Consider the following 23,534-nt stretch of genomic DNA (forward strand, 5'->3'; position numbering starts at 1 on the left):
TGCACGCGTCTCAGACGGTGGTCGGGGTGCGGTGCTCGACAGGACCATCGAGGCGGCGGCGGGGCCGGCCGACGACGCCGTCCACGAGCCGATGCCCGTTGGCCACCGCCGGCCCGATCAACCCGGCCACGATCACCGTGCCGAAGCCGATCGGGCCACCGAGCATCACCCCGACGGCGAGGAACGACATCTCGATCCCGAACCTCACGTGCGGCTCGGGACGACCCGTCCGATCGGACGCGGCAGTGGCGAGCAGCTCGCCCGTGCCGGCGCCGAGGCCCGACACGATCAGCGCGCCGGCACCGATCCCCGCCACCCCGATCGCGCCCACGTGCACGATCACCTGTACGACGACGGAACCGGGACGATCGAACTGATCGACGAGCGAGAGCAGCACCTCCACGGCCGGTCCGAGGATCAGCGGCGTCACGATCGTGCCGGGTCCGGGACGTCGGCCGAGCAGCGCTGCGATCGCCAGCATCCCGGCGAACGACGACCAATAGGCCAGGGTCAGCGAGATGCCGGTCGTCTCACGGAGCCCGGCGATGAACACGTCGAGCGGACCCGGACCGAACGAGTTCCAGAGCAACGCTGCGATCGCGACGGCGATCAGCAGCGACCCGCCGACGAGCATCAGGATCCGCAGTCCGAGCCGCACGACTCGGCGCTGGCCACCGGCGGCCATCGTCGTGGCGATCGCGCCGGCACGCGACCAGGCGCGGTCGGTGAACCAGCGCGCGGCGTCCTTCGTCGTCATCCGTGCAGTATCGGCCGTCACGCCGGATTCGCACGCGACGTCGACCGGTCGTTCGACACAGTTCACATGTGGTTCACCATCGACCACCGGAACGGTCGCCCCACATCGGGAGCGAGGGTTCAGAGGAGTGCGTGGAGACGTGTGGCCTGTTCGGCGGCCTTGGCACGGACCTCGTCGATGTCGACGAGGGTCGGTCGGCCGTCGTCGAGCAGGACGCGCCCGTCGGCGGCGACGACCCGGGTCGCCCGGATCCCCGGCGTGAACGCCACGTGCCAGGGCGAGTCGACGTGGTCGTACGACCAGGTGACCGTGTCGTCGCGAGCCTCGGGCACGAGGGCGTACCCCTGCTCGAGCCATGACGCCGCGTCGTCGGGCGAGGCGCTCAGGTCGTCGGCCCGATGGGCGACGTAGGCGAGCCGCAACTCCTCCAGCATGTCGGCGCCGATGCCGTCGGTGCCGAGCACCACCGGGTTCGGCCGACGGGCCGGCGCCGCGTAGCCGACACCGTTGTTCATGTTGGAACGAGGATTGTGCGCGATCGTGCCGGGCAGGTCACGGTCGAGCAGCACGCAGTGCACGAGCAGCCAGTCGTCGGCGGCGAGCGATGCGAGCCGCTCGCCCGCGTCGCGGTCCTCGGGACCCTCGGCGACGTGGATGTGGACGCCGACGCCCAGATCGGCCGCCAACCCGGTCGCCGACTCGAGTGTGTCGTCGGTGCACGTGAACGCGGCGTGCACGCCGACGAGCCCGCGACCGCCGGCGCGGATGAACCGTTCGTTCTCCGCGAGTCCACGACGAGCGCCGTCGGCACCGTGGCGGTCGGTGACCCCGTAGGCACACACGACCCGCACACCGACCTCGGCACACGCCTCGGCGATGACGTCGAGGCTGCCCTCGATCGCATGGGGGCTCTCGTGGTGGTCGACGATCGCCGTGGTTCCGCTCATGAGGGCCTCGGTGGCACCGAGCAGCGCGCTCGCCCGGATCATGTCGAGATCGAGTGCCGTGTCGAGGCGCCACCACACCTGCTCGAGGACCTCACCGAACGAGGTCGGTTGCTTCGGCGGCGCCGGCATCCCGCGTGCCAGCGCGGAGTACAGATGGTGGTGGGCGCACACCATGCCGGGCGTCGTGTCGGCCATGTGGCCACGCTAGTGGCGTCCGGGCCTCGCCCCCGCGGCGCCGGGATCTACGCTGCGACCATGGGGGAACCGTCGTACGAAGCCGGACCGGTCGATGTCGAGTTGCTGCGCGAGACGATCCCGCAGAACCTGACGCGCACGATCGAGACACACGGCCGCAACGAGGCGATCGTCTCGCGCCATCAGGGCATCAGGTGGACATACGAGGAGTTCGGTCACCGCGTGACCGAACTGGCCAAGAGCCTGATGCACGCCGGCCTGCAGAAGGGCGACCGGCTCGGCCTGTGGTCGCCGAACTACGCCGAATGGACCCTGGTGCAGTACGCGACCGCGGAGATCGGTGTCATCCTCGTGAACCTCAACCCGTCGTACCGCACCCACGAACTCGAGTACGCGCTGAACCAGTCGGGGTGCACATGGATCATCGCCGCTCCCGAGTTCAAGACGTCGAACTACGTCGAGATGGTGGCCGAGGTCGCCGATCGGGTCCCGGCGCTCGAACACGCCGTCTTCTTCTGGACCGACGAGTGGAACCACCTGATCGAGGGCGACGAGACGGTGCACGACGACGACCTCGCCGAACGGCGGGCCTCCCTGCACCCCGACGACCCGATCAACATCCAGTACACGTCGGGTACGACCGGGTTTCCCAAGGGCGCCACACTCACCCACGCGAACATCCTGAACAACGGCTATTTCACGACCGAGCTGCAGGGCATTACCCACGACGACAGGATCTGCATCCCGGTGCCCTTCTACCACTGCTTCGGCATGGTCATGGGCAACCTCGGGTGCACCTCGCACGGCGCCACGATGGTGATCCCGAACGACGCCTTCGATCCGGAGACGGTGCTCGCCACGGTGCAGGAGGAGCGATGTACGTCGCTGTACGGCGTGCCGACGATGTTCATCGCCGAACTCGGGCATCCGGAGTTCGAGTCGTTCGACCTGTCGTCGTTGCGAACCGGTGTGATGGCGGGGTCGCCGTGCCCGGTCGAGGTGATGAAGCAGTGCGTCGAACGCATGAACATGGTCGACGTCACGATCTGCTACGGGATGACCGAGACCTCGCCCGTGTCGACCCAGACGCTGCCGGACGACTCGCTCCACCACCGCACCGCGACCGTCGGCAAGGCCCACCCGCACGTCGAGATCCGCGTCGCCGACCCCGAGTCGGGCGCGACGTTACCCCGAGGCGAGACCGGCGAGTTCTGCACCCGCGGCTACTCCGTGATGACGGGCTACTGGAACGAGCCCGGCAAGACCGCCCAGGCGATCGACGACGACGGTTGGATGCACACCGGTGACCTGGCCGTGATGGCCGACGACGGGTACTGCAACATCGTCGGTCGCATCAAGGACATGGTGATCCGCGGCGGCGAGAACGTGTACCCGCGCGAGATCGAGGAGTTCTTGTACACCCACCCCGACGTCGAGGACGTGCAGGTGATCGGCGTCCCCGACGTGAAGTACGGCGAGGAGTTGATGGCGTGGGTGAAGCTCGTACCCGGTGGCACCGCGACGCCCGACGAGCTCCGCGAGTTCTGTCGCGGCAAGATCGCCCACTTCAAGATCCCCCGCTACGTCAAACTCGTCGAGGAGTTCCCGATGACGGTCACCGGCAAGGTCCGCAAGGTCGAGATGCGCGAATCGTCGATCGCCGAGCTCGGCCTCGAAACGACGGAGACGGCCTGACGAGCACACCGTTCGCCGGCAACCGGCGGTCCGAGTCGTGACCGGCCGGCTTCTCGGACCAAGCTCGCACGGATGACCACGAGCGACGATCTCTGCGCCGACATCACACGCCGATACGCCGAGGGTGGGGCCGGGTTCATGCACGACCTCGGCCTGACCGTCGTCGACGCCGAACCGGGGCGCGTTCGATTCACCCTCGCGGTGACCGACCACCTCGTCCACGGCGGCGGTGTGCTGTGCGGCCAGACGATCCTCGCTTGCATGGACACCGGGATGGTGTTCGTGATGATGTCGCTCCGACCCGACGACGTCGGATTCACGACGGTGAGCCTGCAGACCAACTTCGAGCGCGGTGTCCCCGGCGACGTCGGCGAGGTCACCTTCGAAGCCTGGGCGACGAAGCCGGGTCGGTCGCTCGTGTTCGGCCAGATCGACCTGTTGCTCCCCGACGGGCGGCGTGCCGCCACCGCGACGACCACCTACATGTGGCTCTGACCCGCTCGCCAGGGAACGCCCCCTTCGGTAGGTTGGATGCCATGCCCTTCGGTCATCTGCCGTACGCGAAGCCGCACGGGGACGAACTCGACGCCTGGGCCGACGCCGACGCCCGCCATGCGCAACACCGCGGTCAGGTCCGCAACCTGCTGATCGCCCTCGCCCTCGTCGCGTTGATCTCCACGTTCGTCAGCGCTCAGGCATGGGGATTCGCCATCTTCATCGTGCCGTGGCTCGCGCTCGAGCTGTGGATGGTCCGCCGATCGGGTCGCCCGGCGCGGATTCCCGACCACCGACCGGCCGACCCGGTCGAGATCGAACTCGACGACACCTGACGCCGGTCACCCGAGGAGGTCGACGACGACCCGCTCCCAGAGTTCGGTGGTGAGGCGGAGTGACTCGACGTCGATCCGCTCGTTGTGACCGTGGAAGCGTTGGCCGAACTCCGCCGCATCGATCGAGGGGCTCAGCAGACCGGCGCCGTACGACACCGCACCGAGCTCGCGGAACACCCGGGCGTCGGTGAACCCGACGATGAACTGCGGGTTCAGCCGGGCGTCGGGGAACGGCACGCCGACCGCACGACCCAACGCGTCCCACAGCGGGGTGTCGACCCGACTGGTCGACGCCGGGTCGTCGATCAGCACCTCGATCTCGACACGGTCGAACAGGTCGTCGCCGAGCGCACGCCGGAGGTGGGCGGTGACCTCGTCGGTGTGGTCGCCCGGCATCGTGCGGATGTCGATGTCGAGATCGATCACGTCGGGGATCACGTTGGTCTTCGGTCGGCCCTTCGTGGCCAGCACGTTCGGCGAGAACGTCGTGTGCGTGCACGCGTGGTAGTGCCCCTTCGCCCCGGGGTGCGGGAGGTCGGCCAGGAGGTCGTCGATCGTGTTCTCGTCGAGCATCGCCGCCTTCATGTCGGCTGCGAGGTCGAGCGACTCGACCTGCCCCCGCCACAGCTCGTGGAACCGTGGCGCCGGTTGGTAATCGGCGAGCCGTGACACCACCTTGGCGGCGGTGACGAGGGCGTTGTCGGAACCGAACGGCATCGAACCGTGGCCCGGGGTGCCGCGCACCCGCAGTCGGCGCCAGGCGACCCCCTTCTCGGCGACGTTGATGCTGATCGACCGCTGCCCCTCCGGGCCGGAGTGCAACCCGCCGTTCTCGGTCAGCATGTACGTGCAGCGAATCGAGTCGGGATGCTTGTCGGCGACCCAGCGCGCACCGTGCGCGCTGCCGGCCTCTTCGTCGGCGACGGCGAAGTACAGCAGGTCGCCCTTGGGCCGGAACCCGCGGTCGACCAGCGACTTGAAGACGACCGCCATCGACGAGGTCAGGTTCAACATGTCGACCGCGCCGCGCCCCCACACCTCGTCGACGCCGTCATCGTTGGCGATGAGCTCGCCACCGAACGGATCGTTGCGCCACCCCTCCGGGTTGACCGGGACGACGTCGGTGTGGCCCATCAGGCACAGCGACGGCGCCGACGGATCGGTGCCGGGCAGGCGAGCCACGAACGACGCACGGTCGGGGGTCGGCTCCCAGCGTTCGATGTCGACGCCGCTCCCCTCGACGTACGACTGGAGTACGTCGGAGTTGCGGGTCTCGTGTCCCGACTCGGCCGTCCCGTCGTTGACGCACTCGTTGCGGATCAGGGTTTGCAGCAGCTCGACGGTGTCGCCCGTCAGATCGGTCGCCATCGGTGCAGTCTCGCGCTCCGGGCGCCCTCGTTCGTCACCGATCGGTGGGATGATGGAACCGAGCGGGCTGCTCGAGACTCGGTAGGGGTATCCATGGCAACGATCGACGTCCCCCTCTCCTCGCCGCCGGCGACGGCGCGCCGTGAACCGGTGACGTTCGAGGCGCTGTACGAGCGGCAGTTCCGCCCGATGGTGCGGCTGGCGTACACGCTCGTCGACACCCGACAGCAGGCCGAGGAGGTCGTGCAGGACTCGTTCGCCGCGGTCTACGAACGGTTCCAGCGACTCGACAACCCGGAGGCGTACCTGCGGGTGACCGTGCTGAACGGATGCCGCCGCGTGCTGCGCCGACGGATGCTCAGCCGCCGCCAGCCGACCCCGCCGACCGAGGACAGCGAACTCGGCGCCAGCCACGTCGTGGATGCGATCCGCCGCCTTCCCCACAAGCAGCGCTCGATGATCGTGCTCCGGTACGACCTGCAGCTGACCGACCGCGAGATCGCCGACACGCTGCGCGTACCGATCGGCACGGTCAAGTCGACGATCCACCGGGCGCTCGCCGAACTCCGAAAGGAACTCTCATGAACCACGACGACGATCTCGAACGAACCGTGGCCCGTTCGCTCCGGCAGCGGACCGAACGAGTCACCACCGCAGCGCCCGACCTCGACGGGGTCTGGGCCCACGTCGATCGACGCCAGAGCCGGCGTCGGCGGGCCACAGCAGCCATCGGGTCGGTCGCAGCGGTCGGCGTGGGCGTCGTCGGGATCACGATGCTGGGTGGGACGCGTGCGGACGACACCGGCATCGCCGCCGCTCCCGGTGGCGTGCCGACGACGACCATGCCCGCCATCGCGGTGCCGGCCGACGGGCCCGCTGGAGGTTGGGCGTGGGCGTGTACGACCCCGGTCACCGTCCCGAACGGTGTGCCAGGTGTGCAGTACTTCCTCGACTGCTTGCAGGTCGGCACGGGTGATCAACTCATCTTCCCCACGACGACGATCGTGAATCAGTTGTACGTCGTGCAGGCCGGGGACACGCTCAGCAGCATCTCCGCCGCGTTCGGCGTCGGGATCGACGAACTCGTCTGGTTCAACGGTTGGGAGGACGGTGCGTCGCACGTCCTGCTGCCGGGCGAGACCGTGTCGATCCCCGGGCCCGATGTCGTGGATGTGACCGTCCCCTACTCACCGACGCCGACGACGGTGCCCGTTCAGGGCTACGTGGTGCAGCCTGGCGACACGATCGAGGCGCTCCGCGAACGATGGGCGCTGCCGCCTGGCTTGTTGACGAACCTGAATGGTTTCGACATCGAGGACTCCTACGTCCTCACCGCCGGTGAGTTGATCTACGTCCCCGGCTACCTCGCCCCTGGAGAGCCGGGCCTCATTCCACAGACGACCACGACGTCGACAACGACCACACCTGAGATGACCACGACGACACCGCCGACCACCACCATCGCGCCCTGACCGGCGCATTGCGCTGATGCGCTCGTGGTGATAGCCCATCGGCATGGAACTCTCCGACGCACTCGACTACGTCCGACAGCGGCGGCAGGGGGTGATCGTCACCATCAAGGCCGACGGCCGACCGCAACTGTCGAACATCGTCTACGGCGTCGACGACGACGGCACGATCCGGATCTCCGCCACCGCCGGGCGGGCGAAGACGAACAACCTGCAGCGCGACCCGCGGGCGAGCCTGCACGTCACCGACGAGAACTTCGGCACGTACTGCGTGATCGAGGGCGACGTCGAGGTCACCCAGGTCACGACCGAACCGGGCGATGCAACGTCCGACACCCTGGTCGAGTACTACCGGACGCTCGCCGGCGAGCACCCCGACTGGGACGAGTACCGGCGGGCGATGATCGACGAGGGGCGACTCATGCTGCTCCTGCGCCCGACCCGCGCGTACGGCATGCTGTCACGATGAAGATCCACACGCAGCCCGACCAGATGGGTGGTGTCTGGGCGAACGCCGCCGCCGTGCGCCACTCACCCCACGAGTTCACGATCGACTTCCTGCGCTGCGACTTCGACGACACCGGCAAGGCGGCCGCCGGCATCCTCGTCCAGCGGGTCAACATGTCGCCGCTGTTCGTCACCCAGCTGATCGCCGCGCTGCAGGACAACTGGTCGAAGTACGCCGACAAGTCGATGCCGAAGGACCTGCTCGACGACGTCTCGATCGAGTCACCGCGACTCGACGACGATCCCGACGGCCCACCGACCGACGACGACGGCGCCTGATGCGCCCGCAACCGATGATCACGTGCACGTCGGTGTCCGGGTCGAGCGAGTGGTACCAGCGCGTACTCGGGTTCGAGAGCGCACACGGCGGCGACGAGTACGAGATGCTGATGAGCGACGGCGCGATGGTGCTGCAACTCCACGAGGTCGACGTCCACGAGCACCCGGCGCTGCTGCGCGAGGGCCAGCCGCTCGGCGGCAACGGTGTGGCGCTCTGGTTCGACACGGCGACGTTCGACGCCGACGTCGAACGCGTGCACTCGACCGACGCCGAGGTGCTCGAGGACGTGCACGTCAACCCGCTCGCCCAGCATCGGGAGATCTGGCTGCGCGACCCGGACGGTTACGTCGTCGTGGTGAGCAGCCCGTACGGCGACGTCGGCTGACCGGCACACTGGGCACCGCCGTGCGATACACCCATCTGCTGTTCGACCTCGACCACACACTGCTCGACTCCCACGAGTCCGAGCGGCTCGCCTACGCCCACACGATGGCGGCGATCGGCCTCGCCGACCCCGATGATCACTTCGATCGGTACGTGACGATCAACCAGGCGATGTGGGTGGCGGTCGAAGCCGGTGACCTCCAGCCGAGCGAGGTCCGCCATCGCCGGTTCGAGCGGTTCATCGCCGAGGTCGGCGTCGATGCCGACCCACACGCGATGGCCGACGCGTTCGTGTTCGGCCTCGGCAACTTCGGCGAGCTGTACGAGGGTGCCCATGGCGTGCTCGAGACGCTCGCTGCGCAGCACACGCTGGCGATGATCACGAACGGGCTGAGCGAGGTCCAGCGGGCCCGGATCGAACGGCTCGGCCTCGCCGATTACTTCCACACGGTGATCATCTCGTCAGAGGTCGGCGTCACCAAGCCCCGCCGCGAGATCTTCGACCTGGCGTTCGCCGGCCTCGGCAACCCGGGGATCGAGAACGCCCTGATGATCGGCGACAGCCTCACGTCCGACATCGCCGGAGGCCGAAACGCAGGCATCGACACCTGCTGGTACAACCCGCGACGTCTCCCGCGGAGCGACACCGACATCGTCACCCACGAGGTCGACGACCTGGGCAGCCTCGAGGCGATCGTCACCGGCGTCTGACCCGGTCGGCCGACGTCAACCGGGGAGCAGCACGTTCGGGTTCATGATGCGGTCCGGATCGAGCGCGGACTTGATCGCCCGCATCGCCGCCAGGTCGCCTGCCGACCGCTGCATCGAGAGGTAGTCGACCTTCGCCGTGCCGATGCCGTGCTCGGCACTGATGCTGCCGCCCAGGTCGACCACCAGTCGGTAGACGGCCTCGTCGAGTTGTGGCGCATCGGGCGGCGCACCGGTGACGTTGACGTGGAGGTTGCCGTCGCCGACGTGTCCGAACAGCCACGTCCGGGTGCCGGCGACCGCCCGCTCGACGACGCCGGGCACCGTCGCGGCGAACTCGGCCAGGCGTGACTGCGGCAGGGTGACGTCGAACTTGTGGGGAACACCGACCTGATTGATCGCCAGCGTGTGCTCCTCACGAAGCCGCCACAGCGCAGCTCGGCGGGCACTGTCGCTCGCCACGGCGGCGTCGATCACGCCGTCGGCACCGGCGACCGCGTCGGCGAGTTCGTCGGTCGGATCGGTGAGTGAACCGGCCTCGAGCAGCACATAGGCCGGCGAAGGGTCGGCGAAGGGCAACGGCACCCCGAACTCGGACGACACCAGTTCGATGCCCTCGTGGAAGACGAGTTCGGCCGCCTCCAGCGATGGGATGCTCGTGCGCCACTCGGCCACGGCAACCACCGCGGCTTCGACCGACGCCATCGCGACGAACGCGACCACCCGGTGGGGTGCTGCGCCGACGAGCCGCAGTCGGGCCTCCGTCACGATGCCGAGCGTGCCTTCGCTGCCACAGAGCAGCGACGGGAGGTGATAGCCGGTGTTGTCCTTGACGAGACCGCTCATCTGGCGCACCACGGCGCTGGTGCCGAGCACCGCCTCGATGCCGACGAGTTGCTCGCGCGTGCCGCCGAATCGGAGCAGGTTGATGCCCCCGGCGTTCGTGGCGATCGACCCGCCGACCGTGGCCGTGCCGCGGGCACCGAAGTCCACCGCGTAGCGCAGTCCGGCTGCGGCCGCTGCACGCTGCACCGACTCGACGGTGGCACCGGCACCAGCGGTGACCTGACGACTGGTCGGGTCGACCTCGTCGACCCGGTCGAGTCGGCGAAGGCTGACCACGAGTTCGCCGCCGAGCGGCACACCGCCGCCGACCAGGCCGGTGTTGCCACCCTGCGGCACGATCGCGACGCCCTCGCTCCGACACAGCTCGACCAGGGCGGCGACCTCGTCGACCGAGCCGGGTCGCACGACAGTGGTGCCCGAACCGACGAAGCGGCCGGTCCAGTCGGTCGTGTACGACGTGACGTCGTCGGGTTCGGCCAGGACGTGGGCGGGGCCGACGATGGCCCGCAACGGTTCGAGGGGAAGCACGCTGCGACGGTAGCGGTCGGCGGGCGGACCGACCCGAACGCGACCTGTCGGCCGGGGTGGACCGAGTCGGTCGTCGTCATCGAGAGTCGCCTTCCGCAAGATGTCGTGTATGTTTCCGTTGTCAAGTTCCGTACGTAACCGCCAAACTGGACGATGTCAAGATTCGGATAGACTGACGGGCGTGACATCCGGCACCGGCTACCACCACGGCGATCTTCCGAACGCGCTGCGAGCCGCTGCGGTCGACGTCATCGACGAACGCGGCCTCGGGTCGTTCAGCCTCCGCGAGGTCGCCCGGCGGGCCGGCGTGTCGCACACCGCACCCGCTCATCACTTCGGCGACATCCGCGGGCTCCTGACGTCGGTGGCGACCGAAGGGTTCGACGCCCTCTACGCCGCACTGTGCGCCGCCGGAGATGGCGTCAGCGACCCGGTCGAGCGCCTGATCGCACTCGGCGAGGCGTACGTGTCGCTGGCGCGATCGAACCACGCGCACTGCGAAGTGATGTTCCGCGTCGACGTGGTCGACCCGGACAACGCGCAGCTCCAGCTCGCCGGCATGCGCGCCTACGTCGTTCTCGAAGACACGGTGCGTGCACTCATCGACGACGAGCAACTCGACGCCGACCTCGACGACGTCACCTGGCTGTGCTGGTCGGCGATGCAGGGGCTGGTCACACTCGGCCCCAAGATCGAACTCATCGCCACGATCAAGGGTCGGCCCGAGCCGTCCAGCAACGACCTCGTCCGAGAGTTCGCCTACCACATCGTGGCCGGCCTCCGGTCCCGGTAGGCCGTCAGGCCGCACCCGAACCGAGGAGCGCCACGACCGCCGACCGAGGGCTGCTCAGCACCGGCACCGACACGGTGACCACCTCGGCCGCAGGAGCCATCGATGCCTGCGCGAGTACGATCACGTCCACGTCGTCGGCCACTGCCGTGATCGCGTCGGCGACGAACTGCCGGTAGCCATCGAGGTCGTCGGCGACCAATCGCTCCCACGCGCCGGCGATCACGTGCGTCCGCATCTCGGGTGACCGATCCGCGGCGGCGGCGTCTCTCAGCAGGGACTCGGTCGGCTCGAGCGTGCTCTCGAGCGCCGCCAGCACCACGATCCGACCGCCGATGCCGACGGCGCGCTCGGCCATTGCGCGATCGACACGAACCACGTCGAAGCCGCGCTCGTTGCCGACACGTTCAGCGACGCCACCGAGCGTCGAACACGTACAGACGATCCGGTTGGCTCCCGCCCGCACGAGCTGATCGAGACGGCGCTCGACGCCGGCAACGACCGTCGGCGACTCCGGACCGCCCACCCCGGCCTGCTCCAGCAGCATGACATCGACGACGTCGACGACGTCCGTTCCGGGCCCGATCTCGGCGACGAGCGCCCGGAACGTGGGTTCGTGCAGAGCGGCCGTGTGCAGAAACCCCACCGTTGATCCCATCACCAGAGTGTGGCCCGTCGAAGCGTCTCCGGACGACCAGGTTGGAAGTTAACGATATGTCGTTATAGTTATCGACAGAGCAATCAGGCTCGGACAGAAAGCAGGTTCGATGAGACATCATCACCAACGACATCACGACGACCTCGACCAGTCGGGGCACCACCACGAACGACGCCGGCATCGCCACGCACACCGTGACGGCGACGGCCATGGACGCCGACGTGCCCGCCGCGGCGCCGTCGGCAGCGCGATCCTCGCGATCCTCGAGGAACGCCCCATGCACGGGTACGAGCTGATCTCCGCCATGGAGGACAAGAGCGGTGGCCGGTGGAAGCCGAGCCCCGGCTCGATCTATCCGGCGCTCCGACGCCTCGAGCACCGCGGCTTCATCACCGCCACCGAGACCGACGACGACAAGCGCCGGTTCGAACTGACCGATGCCGGTCGTGCCCGTGTGGCCGAGCAGCGTGACGCCGGCCACGACGCCCCCTGGGACGAGCACGGCCTGGGTCGCCACGGCGAGCTCCGCCGAGCGGTCGCCGAGCTCGTGGGGCCCGCCCGCCAGATCGGCAGGTTCGGCGACGACACCCAGATCGCCGCGGCGGTGAAGGTCGTGAACGACGCCACCTCCCAGCTGTACCGGATCCTCGCCGACGGCACGACCGGCACCTCCGGCACCAAAGCCGGTACCGACACCGGCGAACCGTCCGACTGAATCGTCCGACCGGCGGTCAGTCGCGCTGGACGCGGCCGCTCAGGAAATCGACCGAGCGGGTGACGGTCGCCGCGACGAAACGCTCGAGCTTCGGCGCCTCGATGAACCGTGCGGCCGCGTCGAGCGGCGTCGACGACCCGAGCCGCACCGCCTCCTCGGTCGCCACGACGCTGGTCTTCACGGCATGCGCGTGGACGATGAACGCCGTCGTACCGTCGAGCAGCGACTCGTGCTGCAGCGCCCGCCCGTAGGCGGTGAGATCGGTCGACCTCGGCTCGATCTCGACTCGACGGCCGACGCCGGCGTGCCACTCGTGGCGACCCGTCCAGTTCGCGAGGAACGCCGTCCACAGCACCAGGCGGACGTCGTCGGCCCTCGTCGCTCCGTCGCCGACGTGCCAGCGGGCGGCATTGGCATAGGTCATGCCGTGGGTGATGTCCAACCACCCGAAGTCGTCGTGGAAGTCGAACTCGCCCGCGGTGTCGTAGCGCAACATGCGCTCACTGACCGCGAGGGTGACGACGTCGAGCACGGCGTCGAGTGACGCCCCCGAGGCGAGTGCCGCACCGGTCGCGAGAGCGGCTTCGGTGCGGTCGTCGCCGAGCAACGCGGTGAGGAGCCGGCCGTCGTCGGCCCACGCCGGGTCGGGGTCGCTCGCTCGGGCCGCCAGCACATCGAGGTCGAGCTGGGCCGCACCCCGGTGGAACAACTTCATGTACGGCAGCTTGTCCTCACGGGTGCCGTACACGATCGTCGGCACGAGATACGGCAACACGGTGTCGGCCCGATCCCAGCCGATCCGTTCGAGGAGCTGGAACGCCTTCTGCGAGTAGATCGCGCCGTGACCGTACGAGAGGAAGTGATCGCTGACCACGTCGGTGAACCACCCGCGCAGCTCGTCGGACTCGGCGCCGGATGCGATCGCACCGCGGACCAGCGCCTGCGCCGGTGCGAGTTGCTCGGCTTCGACCAGCCGGCGGAACTCGGCTCTCGCATCGGCGGGATCGACCGACACCGGGTCGGGCAGCGGTTGGACCGGCCGACCGCGCTCGGTCTCGGCGACGCCGGCGATCGCCTGCACGATCGGCAGCACCCGGTCGTCGCCGTCGTAGTGATCGACCATGGTGAGGCAGTCGGTGAGCGAGGCGATCGAGTGCCCCCACCCGAACTCGGCGCGCGGCGCGCCGTAGGCGACGGCCTCCCAGATCAACTCACCGGGGTTGGAGTCGGCCCGGAGGAGGCGGACGACGTCGCGCGACACCTGGCCGATGTAGTTCTTCTCGATCCCGCTGCGGAGACTGGTCATGATCTTCGGTCGGAGTTCAGCCGGGTCGGGCTCGGTGAACTCGATCGACAGCGTGCCGTCCTCGGCGACGTGTACCGGATGGGTCCGGACGTCCTCCTCGCCGAGCACGCACGCACCGTCGCTCACCCGGAACTTCCAGTTGTGCCAGGCGCACGTGATCAGATCGCCGTCGAGTTCGCCCGTCGTGAGGCCGTACCCCTCGTGCGGACAGGCCTGGTCGAGCGCGAAGACGCCCTCGCCGGTGCGCACCAGGCACAGCCGGTGCCCGTCGACCTTGACCATCTTCATCGCTGCGACCGCCAGGTCGTCGAGGTGCCCGACGACGGTTCCGGTCACGGTGGTTGCATCACTCATGCCGACAGACGGTAGAACTTCAATCATGGTTGAAGTCAAGCGTTTCTCCGTCGGCGAGGTCGCCCGGCGCGCCGGGGTGGCGACGTCGGCGCTCCGGTTCTACGAAGAGCACGGCCTGATCCGGTCGGAGCGCAACGAGTCGGGCCACCGGCGCTACCACGCCGATGTGCTCCGACGCGTCAGCTTCATCCGTACGGCCCAGCGGGTCGGACTGTCGTTGGCCGAGATCGGCGAGGCGCTCGCCTCGCTGCCGAACCACCGCACGCCGACGGCCAAGGACTGGGACCGGCTCGCGACGTCATGGCGTCCACGGCTCGACGAACAGATCGCCGTGCTGACCCGCATGCGGGATCAGCTCGACGGCTGCATCGGGTGCGGCTGCCTGTCGCTCAACTCGTGCGGCCTGTGGAACCCCGACGACGCCGCCGCCGAGATGGGCACCGGCCCGCGCTACCTCCTCAGCGACGAGAGACCGGACCGAGCCGACGCCGAACACACACCCTGACCTGGTGCTGTGATCCAGGTCAGATCCCGCTGTGAAGGTCGACGGGGCAGGCGGATCGGAGCGACGTCGTTGCTGTGAGACCTCCGGTGAGGGGGTTCGGGCACCGTGTCGGCCATGAACACATTCGGCGCACGCCGCCCTGACACCGGGGGCCGACTCGCCCTCGAATGGACTCGACTCCGGACCCGTCCCGACCATCTCCGTCGGGCCTCGACCTGGCAGATCCTCGATCATCCGGTGGGATCGCTCGACGAGATCCTGGATGCGGTCGGCTACGAGTCCGATCCCACGCCCGATGCCGAACTGCGACTCCGGCAGCTCGTCACGTTGGCCCGCGACGACGAGCTCGCGGCACGGGTCGTCATCCAGCGGATCCTGCCCGGGCTGCTCGCGGTGGTTCGGCGCCGGCGAGGTCAGGCCGACCACGTGTTCGAGGAACTGATCGGCGCGGCGTGGATCGCGATCCGGACGTACAACCCGACGCGACGGCCGCGCTCGGTCGCCTCGGCGCTCATCTCCGACGCCGACTACAACGCATTCCGGGCGGCGTCACGACGCCGGTCGTCGACCGAGCGATCGGTCGACCCGCAGGCCGCCCAGGTACCCCATGTTCACGAGCCGAGTTCGTGCGAGCAACTCGCCGAGTTGCTGGCCGACGCCGCTGACGCAGGGGTGGCCCCTGAGGACCTCGAGCTGCTCCGTCAGCTGCTCGCCGCGCCCACGACCATCGAACTCGCCGCGGTGCTGCAGATCACGCCGCGCACGATCCGGAACCGACGCGACCGGATCACGTCTCGGTTGCGCGAGGTTGCGCTCGCTGCGTGAAGTTCGGTCGGCGCTTCTCGAGGAACGACGAGATGCCCTCCTGACCGTCGGGGGTGACGACACCGGCTGCCATGACTTCGATCGCGTGCGCGTAGGCCTTGGGTTGGTCGAGATCGACCTGCGCGTAGAACGCTCGCTTGCCGACCGCCTTGGAGAACGCGCTGCCGCGGATCGACCGGCGCATCAGATCGTCGACCGCGTCGTCGAGTTCGTCGTCGGGCACCGCCCGGTTGATCAATCCCCAGTCGGCGGCGGTCGCGGCCGACACGGGATCGCCGGTGATCGCCATCTCGAGTGCCCGTTTGCGACCGATCTGGCGGGCGACGGCCACGAGCGGCGTGTTGCAGAACAGCCCGCCCTTGCCGCCCGGGAGCGCGAAGCCGGCCGACTCCGCCGCGATCGCCATGTCGCAGGTCGCGACGAGTTGGCACCCGGCAGCGGTGGCGAGGGTCGCCACCTTCGCGATGACCACCTGCGGGATCTCCTGCACCGTGTTCATCATCTCGGTACAGACGCGCAGCAGGTGCTGAGCGTCGGGCAGCGTCGCGTCGAGCATGTCGCCGAAGTTGTGTCCGGCCGAGAACACCGGTCCGTTCGCAGCCAGCACGACGCCCAGCGCGTCGGAGTTGCCGATCGTGCGGAACACGTCGGTGAGCTCGAGCATCACGTCGAGCGCCAGCGAGTTGCGCTTGGCCGGGTTGTCGAGCGTGACGGTCGTGACCGGCCCGTCGACGTCGACCGTGACGTACGTGTACCCCATGGGTCCAGACTACGTTCCATGGCGAGGTCGCCCCGACCGGGTCGCCCCGACCGCGACGACCGCACCACGACGACCGCACCACGGAGATCGACATGCCCGACACGAATCGCCTCTCGGCGCTGTCTCGATCGCTCGACGGCCGCTCGGCGATCGTCACCGGTGCGGCGAGCGGGATGGGCCGCTCGACGGCGCACGTCTTCGCCGACGAGGGTGCTCGGGTGTGCGTCGCCGACCTCGGTGACGATCGAGTCGCCGCCGTCGTCGACGAGATCCGCGAGATGCATGGCGAGCACGCCGCGATCGGTGTCGTGTGCGACGTGAGCGACCGCGCCCGGCTGTCGGTCCTCGTCGACGAGACCGTGGCTGCATTCGGTGGGATCGACGTGGTGGTCAACAACGCCGGGGTCGCGCTTCCCAACTCGTTCCTCGACCCCGACGACGACCTGTTCGAGTCGAACTGGGCCGCCACGATCGACGTCAACCTCACGGCGCACGCTCGACTCGTGCGACTCGCCCTCCCCCACCTGATGGCGTCCGACGCCGGCCGCATCGTCAACATCGCGTCGACCGAAGCGGTCGTCACCGCAGCCGGCCTCGCGGCGTACGCCGCGACCAAGGCCGGGGTGGTCGGTCTGACGAAGAGCATGGCGGTCGAACTCGGTCGGCACGGGATCACGGCGAACTGCATCTGCCCGGGTCCGATCCTCACCGGGATGACCGACGAGATCCCCGACGACGCGAAGGCGACCTACGCGCATCGTCGGGTGCCGCTGCGCCGGTACGGGACCCCCGAGGAGGTCGCGCACATGACCCTCAACCTCTGCCTGCCGGCGTCGAGCTTCGTCAACGGCGCGATCATCCCGGTCGACGGCGGCATGTCGATCCGGCACGTCTGACCGTGTTCGAACCGCTGACCCGCGTGACCGATCGGGTCCGTCCCTGGGCGGCTCCGATCCCGCGGGCGGGCGCACCCGAGTTCGCCGTCATCGGTGCGGGGCCGGCCGGGCTGGCGACCGCTGCGCTGCTCCGCCGACACGGTGTGCGCGCCGTCGTGTTCGACCGGTCCGACCTCGTCGGGTCGTCGTGGGCGGCTCGGTACGACTCACTGCGCCTCAACACCGTCCGCTGGATGTCGGACCTGCCGGGCCTCCGGATGGAGCGATCGCTCGGTCGCTGGGTGGGCCGCGACGACCTGGTCGACTACTTCGAGCGGTACGCCGAACATCACCGCCTCGAGTGCGTGCTGGGCGAGACCGGCGCGGTCGATCGCGTCGACCCGGACGGCGGTCGGTGGTCGGTGCTCGGCGCCGCCGGTCGACGGAGGTTCGCCGGCGTCGTGGTCGCCACCGGTCACTCGCAACAGACGACGGTCCCCACGTGGGAAGGGCACGACCGGTTTGCCGGCCGAATGATGCACGCGGTCGACTACCTCCGGCCGGACGACTTCGTCGGGTCGAGGGTGCTGGTCGTCGGCGCCGGCAGTTCCGGCGGCGAGATCTGCGTCGACCTGGCCGGCGCCGGGGTCGACGTGACATGGGCGGTGCGCTCGGCACCACGGGTGTTCCCTCGCGAGGCGGTCGGCGTCCCCACCACGCCGTTCGCTCCCGCCGCCGACGCGTTGCCCGACGGGGTCGCGAATCATGTCGCGCCGTGGCTCGAGCGGCGCATCTACGGCCCGCGCGACTACCTGCCGGAACCGGCCACTCCGATGATGGAGTTGCTCGCGGGCTGCAAGGAACCGATGACCGCCGACGGCATCGTCGAGTCGATCCGAACCGGACGGGTGCGGGTGGTCGCCGCGGTCGCCGACCTCGACCGTTCGGGCGCACTGCTCGCCGACGGTTCGCACGTCGATGCCGATTGCGTGATCTCGGCCACCGGCTACCGACCGGGGCTCGAGCCGCTCGTCGGGCACCTCGATGTGCTCGCCGACGGGCGACCGACCGCGCTCCTGCCGCGACCGGGTCTCGGGTTCGTCGGGTTCCGCGTGCCGCTGACCGGCACGCTGTGGGCGATCGAGCGTGATGCGCGACGGGTGGCCACCGAACTCGCCCGAAGGTGTCGGTGAACAGCGGCTCGACCCGTCGATACCCTCACCTCATGACGACGCCCGCATCGCTGGAACGACGACAGTTCGCCGACGACCTCGCCGCCGCCGGTCCCGACGCACCGACGCTCTGCGAGGGGTGGACCACCCGAGACCTCGCCGCCCACGTGCTGGTCCGCGAACGTCGACCCGACGCAGCGGTCGGCATCCTCGTCAGTGCACTCTCCGGCTACACCGACAAGGTGCAGGCGAAGACCGCCGACGACGATTGGGGCGATCTGGTCGAGCGGGTTCGCAGCGGGCCGCCGCGGTGGTCGCCGACCCGGATCGACAAGGTCGACCGTGCGGTCAACACGATCGAGTTCTTCGTGCACACCGAAGACGTCCGCCGCGCCGCCGACGGCTGGACGCCCCGCGACCTCGACGCCGAGTTGGAGAACGACCTGGCCGCGGCCTTGACACGGGCGGCGAAGATGTTGACGAAGTCGGCACCGACCGGCGTGACGCTTGCGCCCGACGGCCGCGAGCCGTTCGTCGCCCGCGAGGGCGAGCCGATGGTGACGGTGCGCGGCCCGATCGGTGAACTCGTGCTGTTCGTCTACGGCCGCCAGGACCATGCCCTCGTCGAGATCGACGGGACGGACGATGCCACGGCGCAGCTCCGCGCCGCGAAGTTCGGCATCTGACCGCCGGGTGCGGTGCGGGCACGTCGGCCCGGTCGCGGCGTCGTGCATCGGTTGGGTGCGCCCCCAGGGACTCGAACCCTGAACCAATGGGTTAAAAGCCCACTGCTCTACCATTGAGCTAGAGGCGCGGGACCGGCGCGACTCGCGGGAGAAACCCCGGTCGTCGACACGAGGCCGGCCGTGCGACGCACCAGCGTAGAGGTTCCGACGGCGTTCGCGAAGCCCGATGAGGCTCGAGGGTGCCGGGTGCGCGCTCCGGCCGCGGCTCGTTCGTCTGAGAGCATCATGCAGCGACGCGTGGCGCACGCTCGGGGATCGGTCGCCCTGGTGTCGCTCACGTCAGCTGTTGCTCACAACGGTTGCCCATCCCCTCGCTCGGGGGCTGGACCTCCGGCGGTCATGCCGACAGCACGGCAGCGCTCACACCGGCACACCCCAGCCACAGCGGGCCGAGCGCAAGCTGCATGGGATGATGCGAACGTGAGCGACGAACTCGAGACGGCGGCGCGTCAGTGGCAGGAAGAAGGCTTCGCCATCGTGGAGGGGCTGGTTCCCCACGACGACATCGACGCTGCGATACCCGAGCTCGACGCCCTGTACGGAGGCGACACCTTCGACGACTACAACCGGGCGAGCGGGCTCGGCGACGGCGAATCGGCGGGCAGGCGGTTCCGGTCGACGCAGTTCGACGGCATGCGCGGCTTCCCGATGCCAGGGTGTCCGCGACTGAACGACCTGTTCGTCCACCCGCACGTGGCCTGGTTCGCCCGCCGTGCGCTCGGCGACGACGATCTGCGCATCTACCAGGCTGCGACGTGGGCGAAGTGGGCCGGGGAGATCAACTACGACCAGCCGCTGCACCAGGACGGCAACCACTCGCTGCTGCCACCGCGTATGGAGCCGGGCTTCTGGCACATGGAGACGTTCCTGTTCCTCACCGATGTCGACGAGGGCTGCGCGCCACCTCGCCTCGTGCCTCGCAGTCGGTCGAACGGTTCGACGGACGAGATGTACGACCACGAGATCGCCGCCACCGGCACCCGCGGCACGCTGCTCGCCTATCGCTCCGACGTGTGGCATCGCGGCTCCGACTTCACTCGCCCCGACGCATCACGGGCGGTACTCGTGATCGGTTTCCGGCCGGCGGCGGCGGAATGGTTCAGCTACGACGCGTTCGGTCGACTGGGCGGCAACCCGCTGTTCGCCGAGTTCGTGCGGGGGAAGTCGCCCGACGAGTTGGCGTTGTTCGGGATCCCCCGGCCCGGCCACCCGTACTGGAATGCGGCGACCATCGACGCCATGTGCGAGCGGTACCCCGGCCTCGACATGGGGCCCTGGCGAATCGCACTCGACCACAGCTGAGGTCGGGGCAGTGCCACCCGCCACCCGCCACCCGGCGAGCCAGGCGAGGAGGAGTTCGATTCGTCTCAGCGGGTTGCGCATCGAACACATGTTCGATATAGTGGCTTCACCGACTTCCCCTCCACTCACCCCGATGGAGGCCACGTGCGACATCCACCCGACGAACTGTTCCGATTGGTGAGCGACACCGATCCCGATGTGTCCGACGCCGACGAACTCGACACGTACACCCGTCACGTCGCCGACCTGAAGGCATGGTGCGACGCTCGACTCGTGCGAGCGACCCGGCGCCAGCGAGCCCTCGCCGCCGAGGGGCGGGCCGCCGATCCACGCTCGTCCCTGTCCGCCCACGGTAGAACCTCGAGCAAGGAGGCGGCCGCCGCTGCCGATCGCGAGGCGGTCTGCACATCGATGCCCGGCTTCGAAGAGGCGCTCGCCGGCGGCGAGGTGTCGGCGGGCCACGTCGACGCGATCGCGTCAGCGACCAGAGGTCTCGATGACGCCGAGCGATCAGAGTTCGTCGGCGAAGCCGATTCGCTTCTCGACGATGCCACCGAGCACGGCGTCGACAGGTTCGCGAAAGACTGCCGTGAGCTCGCCAAGAGCATTCGAGCCCGACACAACGCCGGTTCCGATGTCGACGAGCTCGAGCGCCAGCGCGCGCAGTCGAAGATCACCCGCTGGATCGATCGGACCACCGGCATGCACAAGACGTTGATCGAGGCCGACCCGGTGTCCGATCGGATCATCTGGACCGCCATCCAGCGAGAGCGCGGGCGACTTCGGCGGCGCTCTCAGGTCACGGAGGGGCCCAAGCCCTCGTGGGACCGACTGACCGTCGACGCGCTGGTCGAAGCGGTCGCCACCGCGGGTGATGGCGACCATCGCTGTCGCCCGACGCTCGTGGCCCACGCCGATCTCGAGACCCTGCGCCACGGTCTCCACCAGAACGGCATCTGCGAGACCGACTCCGGCATCGATCTCCCCGTCGAGACGGTGCGACATCTGGCCTGCGACGCCGACACCATCCCCGTCGTCCTCGACGGCGACGGCATGGTGCTCGATCAGGGTCGTGCGAAAAGGCTCGCAACCGCCGAGCAGCGGGTGGCGCTCGAGGCCATGCACGCCACCTGCTCCCATCCCGACTGCACCGTGTCGATCGACGACTGCCGGATCCATCATCTGCACCCGTGGTCCCGGGGCGGCACCACCGATCTGTCGACCATGGCGCCGGTCTGCGAAACCCACCACCACCTCGTCCACGAGGGTGGGTGGGGATTCACCCTGGCCGACGGCCGCATCGCCACCTGGACGCGACCCGACGGCGAGATCTACTGGACCGGACCGATCGCCGATCGACGCCGGGTCGTGGCCTGACCCGTCGCCGGGTCCACTCGTGACACGCCCGACGTCGGGCACGAACAAAACTGCACAACGTGGCGGGCGAGCGACGTCGATGCGCGCCCGGCATCGCGGCGGACGCCGGTTCGGCAGTGTGCCACGACCGGACGCATCGTGGCGGCGGGACAGGTTGCGGTTCGTACCTATTGTCCGTACATTTGTTTTCCGACATCGACCAACGGGCCGAGACGACGAGCCGAGACGGCGACCGCGCCGCCAGGAGCTGGTCCGGGCCGAACCCGAGGAGACCAACGTGTGCCAGCGAACCACCTGCACCACCTGCCAGAAGCCGTCATGGCGCGGCTGCGGAGCGCACGTCGAGAGCGTGCTCGGCGACGTCGACCCCGCCGACCGGTGCAACTGTTCGGCGTCCGCCGCCCCGAAGTCGGGGCTGCTCGGTCGGCTCCTCAGCCGCTGACTCGGCTCGACGGCTACCGCGCCGCGGCGGCGTACGGCACCCAGGTGCCGGCGTCGAAGTCGTACAGCTTGCAGTCCCGCGTCGCTCCCAGGTAGTCACGCTGCGACATGCGCGCCGACCGGATCGTGTCGGGATACGCGGCGGCGATCGCCACCGCCGCCTTCGGGAGTTGATGGAACGGAATCCGCGCATCGACGTGGTGCGGCACGTGCACGAAGATGTTGTGGAACCACAGACGATTCACCAGAGCCGGGATTCGCAGGATCGTCGTCGACTCCATCTGGCCCTTGAACTGCGACCATTCGCGACGTGGCCACCACCTGATGTCGGGCGCGACGTGGTGCACGTACACCGTCCAACCGATCACCTGCACGAACACCAGGAACGGGACGATCACCAGCTTGACCGGCAACCAGATCGCACCGATCAGCCCGCCGGTCACGGCGCCGACCACCGCCGCCGCGACGAGAAGTACGCCCATCGCCGTGCCCAGCGTGCGCTTGTCGCTCACGATCGCGTCGTGGCGTTTGCCCGCCGGGCTGATGCGCCACATCTTGTCCCACCAGACGGTCCGCAGGTAGTACGCACCCGACCCGAGGAACGACCACTCGAACCGGTGGCGCAGGCGACCGAGCCGGCCGAGCGCTCGGTACTCCTCGACGGTCGACGGGTGCCACACGAAGTCGAATCCCTGACGCGTCGTGTAGCCGTGGTGAATGCGGTTGTGACCCAGGTCCCAGGCTGCTTCGGCGTGAATGCTCGGCGCCATGCACAGCCGGGCGACGACCCGGTTCGCCCGGCGCGATTCGACCAGCGCGCCGTGTGAGGCATCGTGGCCGAGCACGAACAGACCGGCCACCCCGAGACCGGCGAACACCCACAGGACGATGACCGCCCACCATCGGTCGGTCAGGGCAAGACCGACCACGGGAGCGAGGTACAACACCGCCGCCTGCACCAATGTTCGCCCGGCGGGCGCGGTCGGCCGCTCGTAGCACGCTCGCGGAATCACCGCTCGGACCTCGTTCAGCGACGCTGTCCGGGGTCGGCTCGTCACGTGTTCGCTCATCGGGTCCAGGCTAGAGAAGCGGGCGTTCGGGCATCAGGGACGGAAGTCCCGGATGCACCGTCGGTTTGTGGACCTTGCCGGGCAGGTCCACGACCCCGAGCGCCGGCGCGGTACGCCCGATCGG

27 protein-coding genes and 1 tRNA gene are annotated in these 23,534 nt (G+C 69.0%); 19 read left to right on the plus strand and 9 right to left on the minus strand.

The genetic code is table 11. The features are described 5' to 3' along the window. Nucleotides 1-10: 10 nt before the first annotated feature. Complete coding sequence (locus R8G01_12665) at nucleotides 11-757, minus strand: hypothetical protein (protein ID MDW3214847.1); 747 nt, start codon at nucleotides 755-757, stop codon at nucleotides 11-13. 119 nt (nucleotides 758-876) lie between these two features. Then, nucleotides 877-1,899: an amidohydrolase family protein gene (locus tag R8G01_12670; GenBank protein ID MDW3214848.1), complete on the minus strand. Its 1,023-nt coding sequence runs from the start codon at nucleotides 1,897-1,899 to the stop codon at nucleotides 877-879. Nucleotides 1,900-1,959: 60 nt separating this feature from the next. Here R8G01_12670 and R8G01_12675 point away from each other — a divergent pair, with 60 nt between their 5' ends. The 3 genes from R8G01_12675 (at nucleotide 1,960) to R8G01_12685 (ending at nucleotide 4,424) form a co-directional block, all read left to right on the plus strand. Then, a complete protein-coding gene (locus R8G01_12675; protein MDW3214849.1) occupies nucleotides 1,960-3,594 on the plus strand; it encodes an AMP-binding protein in 1,635 nt (544 codons plus the stop codon). Between the two features lie 72 nt (nucleotides 3,595-3,666). Continuing rightward, the gene (locus R8G01_12680) at nucleotides 3,667-4,089 is read left to right on the plus strand and encodes a PaaI family thioesterase (protein ID MDW3214850.1); all 423 of its coding nucleotides are present in this window, start codon (nucleotides 3,667-3,669) and stop codon (nucleotides 4,087-4,089) included. A gap of 41 nt (nucleotides 4,090-4,130) precedes the next feature. Beyond that, the gene (locus tag R8G01_12685) at nucleotides 4,131-4,424 is read left to right on the plus strand and encodes a hypothetical protein (GenBank protein ID MDW3214851.1); all 294 of its coding nucleotides are present in this window, start codon (nucleotides 4,131-4,133) and stop codon (nucleotides 4,422-4,424) included. Between the two features lie 6 nt (nucleotides 4,425-4,430). On the opposite strand, the gene R8G01_12690 is transcribed toward R8G01_12685, so the two are convergent. Then, nucleotides 4,431-5,792, minus strand: coding sequence for a M20/M25/M40 family metallo-hydrolase (locus R8G01_12690; GenBank protein MDW3214852.1), 1,362 nt, complete (start codon nucleotides 5,790-5,792; stop codon nucleotides 4,431-4,433). 93 nt (nucleotides 5,793-5,885) lie between these two features. On the opposite strand from R8G01_12690, the gene R8G01_12695 reads away from it, so the two are divergent. Genes R8G01_12695 through R8G01_12720 form a run of 6 tightly spaced genes read left to right on the plus strand, consistent with a single transcriptional unit; the run spans nucleotide 5,886 to nucleotide 9,143 of the window. Continuing rightward, complete coding sequence (locus tag R8G01_12695; GenBank protein MDW3214853.1) at nucleotides 5,886-6,377, plus strand: sigma-70 family RNA polymerase sigma factor; 492 nt, start codon at nucleotides 5,886-5,888, stop codon at nucleotides 6,375-6,377. Next, the gene (locus R8G01_12700) at nucleotides 6,374-7,264 is read left to right on the plus strand and encodes a LysM domain-containing protein (GenBank protein ID MDW3214854.1); all 891 of its coding nucleotides are present in this window, start codon (nucleotides 6,374-6,376) and stop codon (nucleotides 7,262-7,264) included. The genes R8G01_12695 and R8G01_12700 overlap by 4 nt, the downstream gene beginning before the upstream one ends. Nucleotides 7,265-7,307: 43 nt before the next feature. After that, the gene (locus R8G01_12705) at nucleotides 7,308-7,730 is read left to right on the plus strand and encodes a PPOX class F420-dependent oxidoreductase (GenBank protein MDW3214855.1); all 423 of its coding nucleotides are present in this window, start codon (nucleotides 7,308-7,310) and stop codon (nucleotides 7,728-7,730) included. Continuing rightward, nucleotides 7,727-8,047 (plus strand): DUF3467 domain-containing protein, encoded by a 321-nt coding sequence (locus tag R8G01_12710; protein MDW3214856.1) that lies wholly within the window; start codon nucleotides 7,727-7,729, stop codon nucleotides 8,045-8,047. The genes R8G01_12705 and R8G01_12710 overlap by 4 nt, the downstream gene beginning before the upstream one ends. Further along, complete coding sequence (locus R8G01_12715; GenBank protein MDW3214857.1) at nucleotides 8,047-8,433, plus strand: hypothetical protein; 387 nt, start codon at nucleotides 8,047-8,049, stop codon at nucleotides 8,431-8,433. Before R8G01_12710 ends, R8G01_12715 begins: the two co-directional genes overlap by 1 nt. 20 nt (nucleotides 8,434-8,453) lie before the next feature. Beyond that, nucleotides 8,454-9,143 carry a YjjG family noncanonical pyrimidine nucleotidase gene (locus R8G01_12720; GenBank protein ID MDW3214858.1) on the plus strand — a complete coding sequence of 230 codons (690 nt, stop codon included), beginning with the start codon at nucleotides 8,454-8,456 and terminating at the stop codon, nucleotides 9,141-9,143. 15 nt (nucleotides 9,144-9,158) lie between these two features. Here R8G01_12720 and R8G01_12725 read toward each other — a convergent pair whose 3' ends face one another. Further along, nucleotides 9,159-10,514 carry an FAD-binding oxidoreductase gene (locus tag R8G01_12725; protein MDW3214859.1) on the minus strand — a complete coding sequence of 452 codons (1,356 nt, stop codon included), beginning with the start codon at nucleotides 10,512-10,514 and terminating at the stop codon, nucleotides 9,159-9,161. 181 nt (nucleotides 10,515-10,695) lie between these two features. Between R8G01_12725 and R8G01_12730 the strand changes: the two genes are divergently transcribed. Next, entirely contained in the window at nucleotides 10,696-11,307 is a 612-nt protein-coding gene (locus R8G01_12730) for a TetR/AcrR family transcriptional regulator (protein ID MDW3214860.1), read from the plus strand. A 4-nt stretch (nucleotides 11,308-11,311) separates the two neighbouring features. Here R8G01_12730 and R8G01_12735 read toward each other — a convergent pair whose 3' ends face one another. Then, entirely contained in the window at nucleotides 11,312-11,962 is a 651-nt protein-coding gene (locus tag R8G01_12735; protein ID MDW3214861.1) for a hypothetical protein, read from the minus strand. Nucleotides 11,963-12,071: 109 nt separating this feature from the next. Between R8G01_12735 and R8G01_12740 the strand changes: the two genes are divergently transcribed. Then, a complete protein-coding gene (locus R8G01_12740; GenBank protein MDW3214862.1) occupies nucleotides 12,072-12,677 on the plus strand; it encodes a PadR family transcriptional regulator in 606 nt (201 codons plus the stop codon). A 16-nt stretch (nucleotides 12,678-12,693) separates the two neighbouring features. Here the strand turns inward: R8G01_12740 and R8G01_12745 are convergent, their stop codons facing one another. Further along, nucleotides 12,694-14,337 (minus strand): Rieske 2Fe-2S domain-containing protein, encoded by a 1,644-nt coding sequence (locus R8G01_12745; GenBank protein MDW3214863.1) that lies wholly within the window; start codon nucleotides 14,335-14,337, stop codon nucleotides 12,694-12,696. 25 nt (nucleotides 14,338-14,362) lie between these two features. On the opposite strand from R8G01_12745, the gene soxR reads away from it, so the two are divergent. Both soxR and R8G01_12755 read left to right on the plus strand, forming a co-directional pair. Next, nucleotides 14,363-14,842 carry a redox-sensitive transcriptional activator SoxR gene (gene soxR / locus R8G01_12750; protein MDW3214864.1) on the plus strand — a complete coding sequence of 160 codons (480 nt, stop codon included), beginning with the start codon at nucleotides 14,363-14,365 and terminating at the stop codon, nucleotides 14,840-14,842. Between the two features lie 114 nt (nucleotides 14,843-14,956). Beyond that, nucleotides 14,957-15,667 carry a hypothetical protein gene (locus R8G01_12755; protein MDW3214865.1) on the plus strand — a complete coding sequence of 237 codons (711 nt, stop codon included), beginning with the start codon at nucleotides 14,957-14,959 and terminating at the stop codon, nucleotides 15,665-15,667. On the opposite strand, the gene R8G01_12760 is transcribed toward R8G01_12755, so the two are convergent. Further along, nucleotides 15,630-16,427, minus strand: coding sequence for an enoyl-CoA hydratase-related protein (locus R8G01_12760; GenBank protein MDW3214866.1), 798 nt, complete (start codon nucleotides 16,425-16,427; stop codon nucleotides 15,630-15,632). The two genes, R8G01_12755 and R8G01_12760, sit on opposite strands and share 38 nt — an antisense overlap. A 92-nt stretch (nucleotides 16,428-16,519) precedes the next feature. On the opposite strand from R8G01_12760, the gene R8G01_12765 reads away from it, so the two are divergent. Genes R8G01_12765 through R8G01_12775 form a run of 3 tightly spaced genes read left to right on the plus strand, consistent with a single transcriptional unit; the run spans nucleotide 16,520 to nucleotide 19,160 of the window. Beyond that, nucleotides 16,520-17,323 carry an SDR family NAD(P)-dependent oxidoreductase gene (locus tag R8G01_12765; protein ID MDW3214867.1) on the plus strand — a complete coding sequence of 268 codons (804 nt, stop codon included), beginning with the start codon at nucleotides 16,520-16,522 and terminating at the stop codon, nucleotides 17,321-17,323. 2 nt (nucleotides 17,324-17,325) lie between these two features. Further along, complete coding sequence (locus R8G01_12770; GenBank protein ID MDW3214868.1) at nucleotides 17,326-18,495, plus strand: NAD(P)/FAD-dependent oxidoreductase; 1,170 nt, start codon at nucleotides 17,326-17,328, stop codon at nucleotides 18,493-18,495. A gap of 32 nt (nucleotides 18,496-18,527) precedes the next feature. Then, on the plus strand, nucleotides 18,528-19,160 hold the full coding sequence (locus tag R8G01_12775) for a TIGR03085 family metal-binding protein (GenBank protein ID MDW3214869.1): 633 nt from the start codon (nucleotides 18,528-18,530) through the stop codon (nucleotides 19,158-19,160). 56 nt (nucleotides 19,161-19,216) lie between these two features. Here the strand turns inward: R8G01_12775 and R8G01_12780 are convergent. Continuing rightward, a tRNA-Lys gene (locus tag R8G01_12780) sits at nucleotides 19,217-19,288 on the minus strand. A gap of 352 nt (nucleotides 19,289-19,640) precedes the next feature. On the opposite strand from R8G01_12780, the gene R8G01_12785 reads away from it, so the two are divergent. The 3 genes from R8G01_12785 (at nucleotide 19,641) to R8G01_12795 (ending at nucleotide 22,341) form a co-directional block, all read left to right on the plus strand. After that, nucleotides 19,641-20,522, plus strand: a complete 882-nt coding sequence (locus tag R8G01_12785; GenBank protein ID MDW3214870.1) for a hypothetical protein — start codon at nucleotides 19,641-19,643, stop codon at nucleotides 20,520-20,522. A 144-nt stretch (nucleotides 20,523-20,666) separates the two neighbouring features. Then, nucleotides 20,667-21,899, plus strand: a complete 1,233-nt coding sequence (locus R8G01_12790) for an HNH endonuclease (protein MDW3214871.1) — start codon at nucleotides 20,667-20,669, stop codon at nucleotides 21,897-21,899. 277 nt (nucleotides 21,900-22,176) lie between these two features. Beyond that, the gene (locus tag R8G01_12795) at nucleotides 22,177-22,341 is read left to right on the plus strand and encodes a hypothetical protein (GenBank protein MDW3214872.1); all 165 of its coding nucleotides are present in this window, start codon (nucleotides 22,177-22,179) and stop codon (nucleotides 22,339-22,341) included. A gap of 13 nt (nucleotides 22,342-22,354) precedes the next feature. On the opposite strand, the gene R8G01_12800 is transcribed toward R8G01_12795, so the two are convergent. Then, nucleotides 22,355-23,410, minus strand: a complete 1,056-nt coding sequence (locus tag R8G01_12800; protein ID MDW3214873.1) for a fatty acid desaturase — start codon at nucleotides 23,408-23,410, stop codon at nucleotides 22,355-22,357. Nucleotides 23,411-23,534 lie beyond the last annotated feature (124 nt).

This window comes from Ilumatobacteraceae bacterium (genome assembly GCA_033344875.1).
Taxonomy (GTDB): domain Bacteria; phylum Actinomycetota; class Acidimicrobiia; order Acidimicrobiales; family Ilumatobacteraceae; genus Ilumatobacter.

What these genes read in the sequence shown, in the direction of transcription:
- R8G01_12735 (MDW3214861.1), bottom strand. Translation starts at nt 11,962, where the DNA reads ATGGGATCAACGGTGGGGTTTCTGCACACGGCCGCTCTGCACGAACCC.
- R8G01_12745 (MDW3214863.1), bottom strand. Translation starts at nt 14,337, where the DNA reads ATGAGTGATGCAACCACCGTGACCGGAACCGTCGTCGGGCACCTCGAC.
- R8G01_12740 (MDW3214862.1), top strand. Translation starts at nt 12,072, where the DNA reads ATGAGACATCATCACCAACGACATCACGACGACCTCGACCAGTCGGGG.
- R8G01_12765 (MDW3214867.1), top strand. Translation starts at nt 16,520, where the DNA reads ATGCCCGACACGAATCGCCTCTCGGCGCTGTCTCGATCGCTCGACGGC.
- R8G01_12680 (MDW3214850.1), top strand. Translation starts at nt 3,667, where the DNA reads ATGACCACGAGCGACGATCTCTGCGCCGACATCACACGCCGATACGCC.
- R8G01_12690 (MDW3214852.1), bottom strand. Translation starts at nt 5,792, where the DNA reads ATGGCGACCGATCTGACGGGCGACACCGTCGAGCTGCTGCAAACCCTG.
- soxR (MDW3214864.1), top strand. Translation starts at nt 14,363, where the DNA reads ATGGTTGAAGTCAAGCGTTTCTCCGTCGGCGAGGTCGCCCGGCGCGCC.
- R8G01_12700 (MDW3214854.1), top strand. Translation starts at nt 6,374, where the DNA reads ATGAACCACGACGACGATCTCGAACGAACCGTGGCCCGTTCGCTCCGG.
- R8G01_12710 (MDW3214856.1), top strand. Translation starts at nt 7,727, where the DNA reads ATGAAGATCCACACGCAGCCCGACCAGATGGGTGGTGTCTGGGCGAAC.
- R8G01_12800 (MDW3214873.1), bottom strand. Translation starts at nt 23,410, where the DNA reads ATGAGCGAACACGTGACGAGCCGACCCCGGACAGCGTCGCTGAACGAG.
- R8G01_12715 (MDW3214857.1), top strand. Translation starts at nt 8,047, where the DNA reads ATGCGCCCGCAACCGATGATCACGTGCACGTCGGTGTCCGGGTCGAGC.
- R8G01_12775 (MDW3214869.1), top strand. Translation starts at nt 18,528, where the DNA reads ATGACGACGCCCGCATCGCTGGAACGACGACAGTTCGCCGACGACCTC.
- R8G01_12670 (MDW3214848.1), bottom strand. Translation starts at nt 1,899, where the DNA reads ATGGCCGACACGACGCCCGGCATGGTGTGCGCCCACCACCATCTGTAC.
- R8G01_12760 (MDW3214866.1), bottom strand. Translation starts at nt 16,427, where the DNA reads ATGGGGTACACGTACGTCACGGTCGACGTCGACGGGCCGGTCACGACC.
- R8G01_12695 (MDW3214853.1), top strand. Translation starts at nt 5,886, where the DNA reads ATGGCAACGATCGACGTCCCCCTCTCCTCGCCGCCGGCGACGGCGCGC.
- R8G01_12675 (MDW3214849.1), top strand. Translation starts at nt 1,960, where the DNA reads ATGGGGGAACCGTCGTACGAAGCCGGACCGGTCGATGTCGAGTTGCTG.
- R8G01_12755 (MDW3214865.1), top strand. Translation starts at nt 14,957, where the DNA reads ATGAACACATTCGGCGCACGCCGCCCTGACACCGGGGGCCGACTCGCC.
- R8G01_12705 (MDW3214855.1), top strand. Translation starts at nt 7,308, where the DNA reads ATGGAACTCTCCGACGCACTCGACTACGTCCGACAGCGGCGGCAGGGG.
- R8G01_12685 (MDW3214851.1), top strand. Translation starts at nt 4,131, where the DNA reads ATGCCCTTCGGTCATCTGCCGTACGCGAAGCCGCACGGGGACGAACTC.
- R8G01_12665 (MDW3214847.1), bottom strand. Translation starts at nt 757, where the DNA reads ATGACGACGAAGGACGCCGCGCGCTGGTTCACCGACCGCGCCTGGTCG.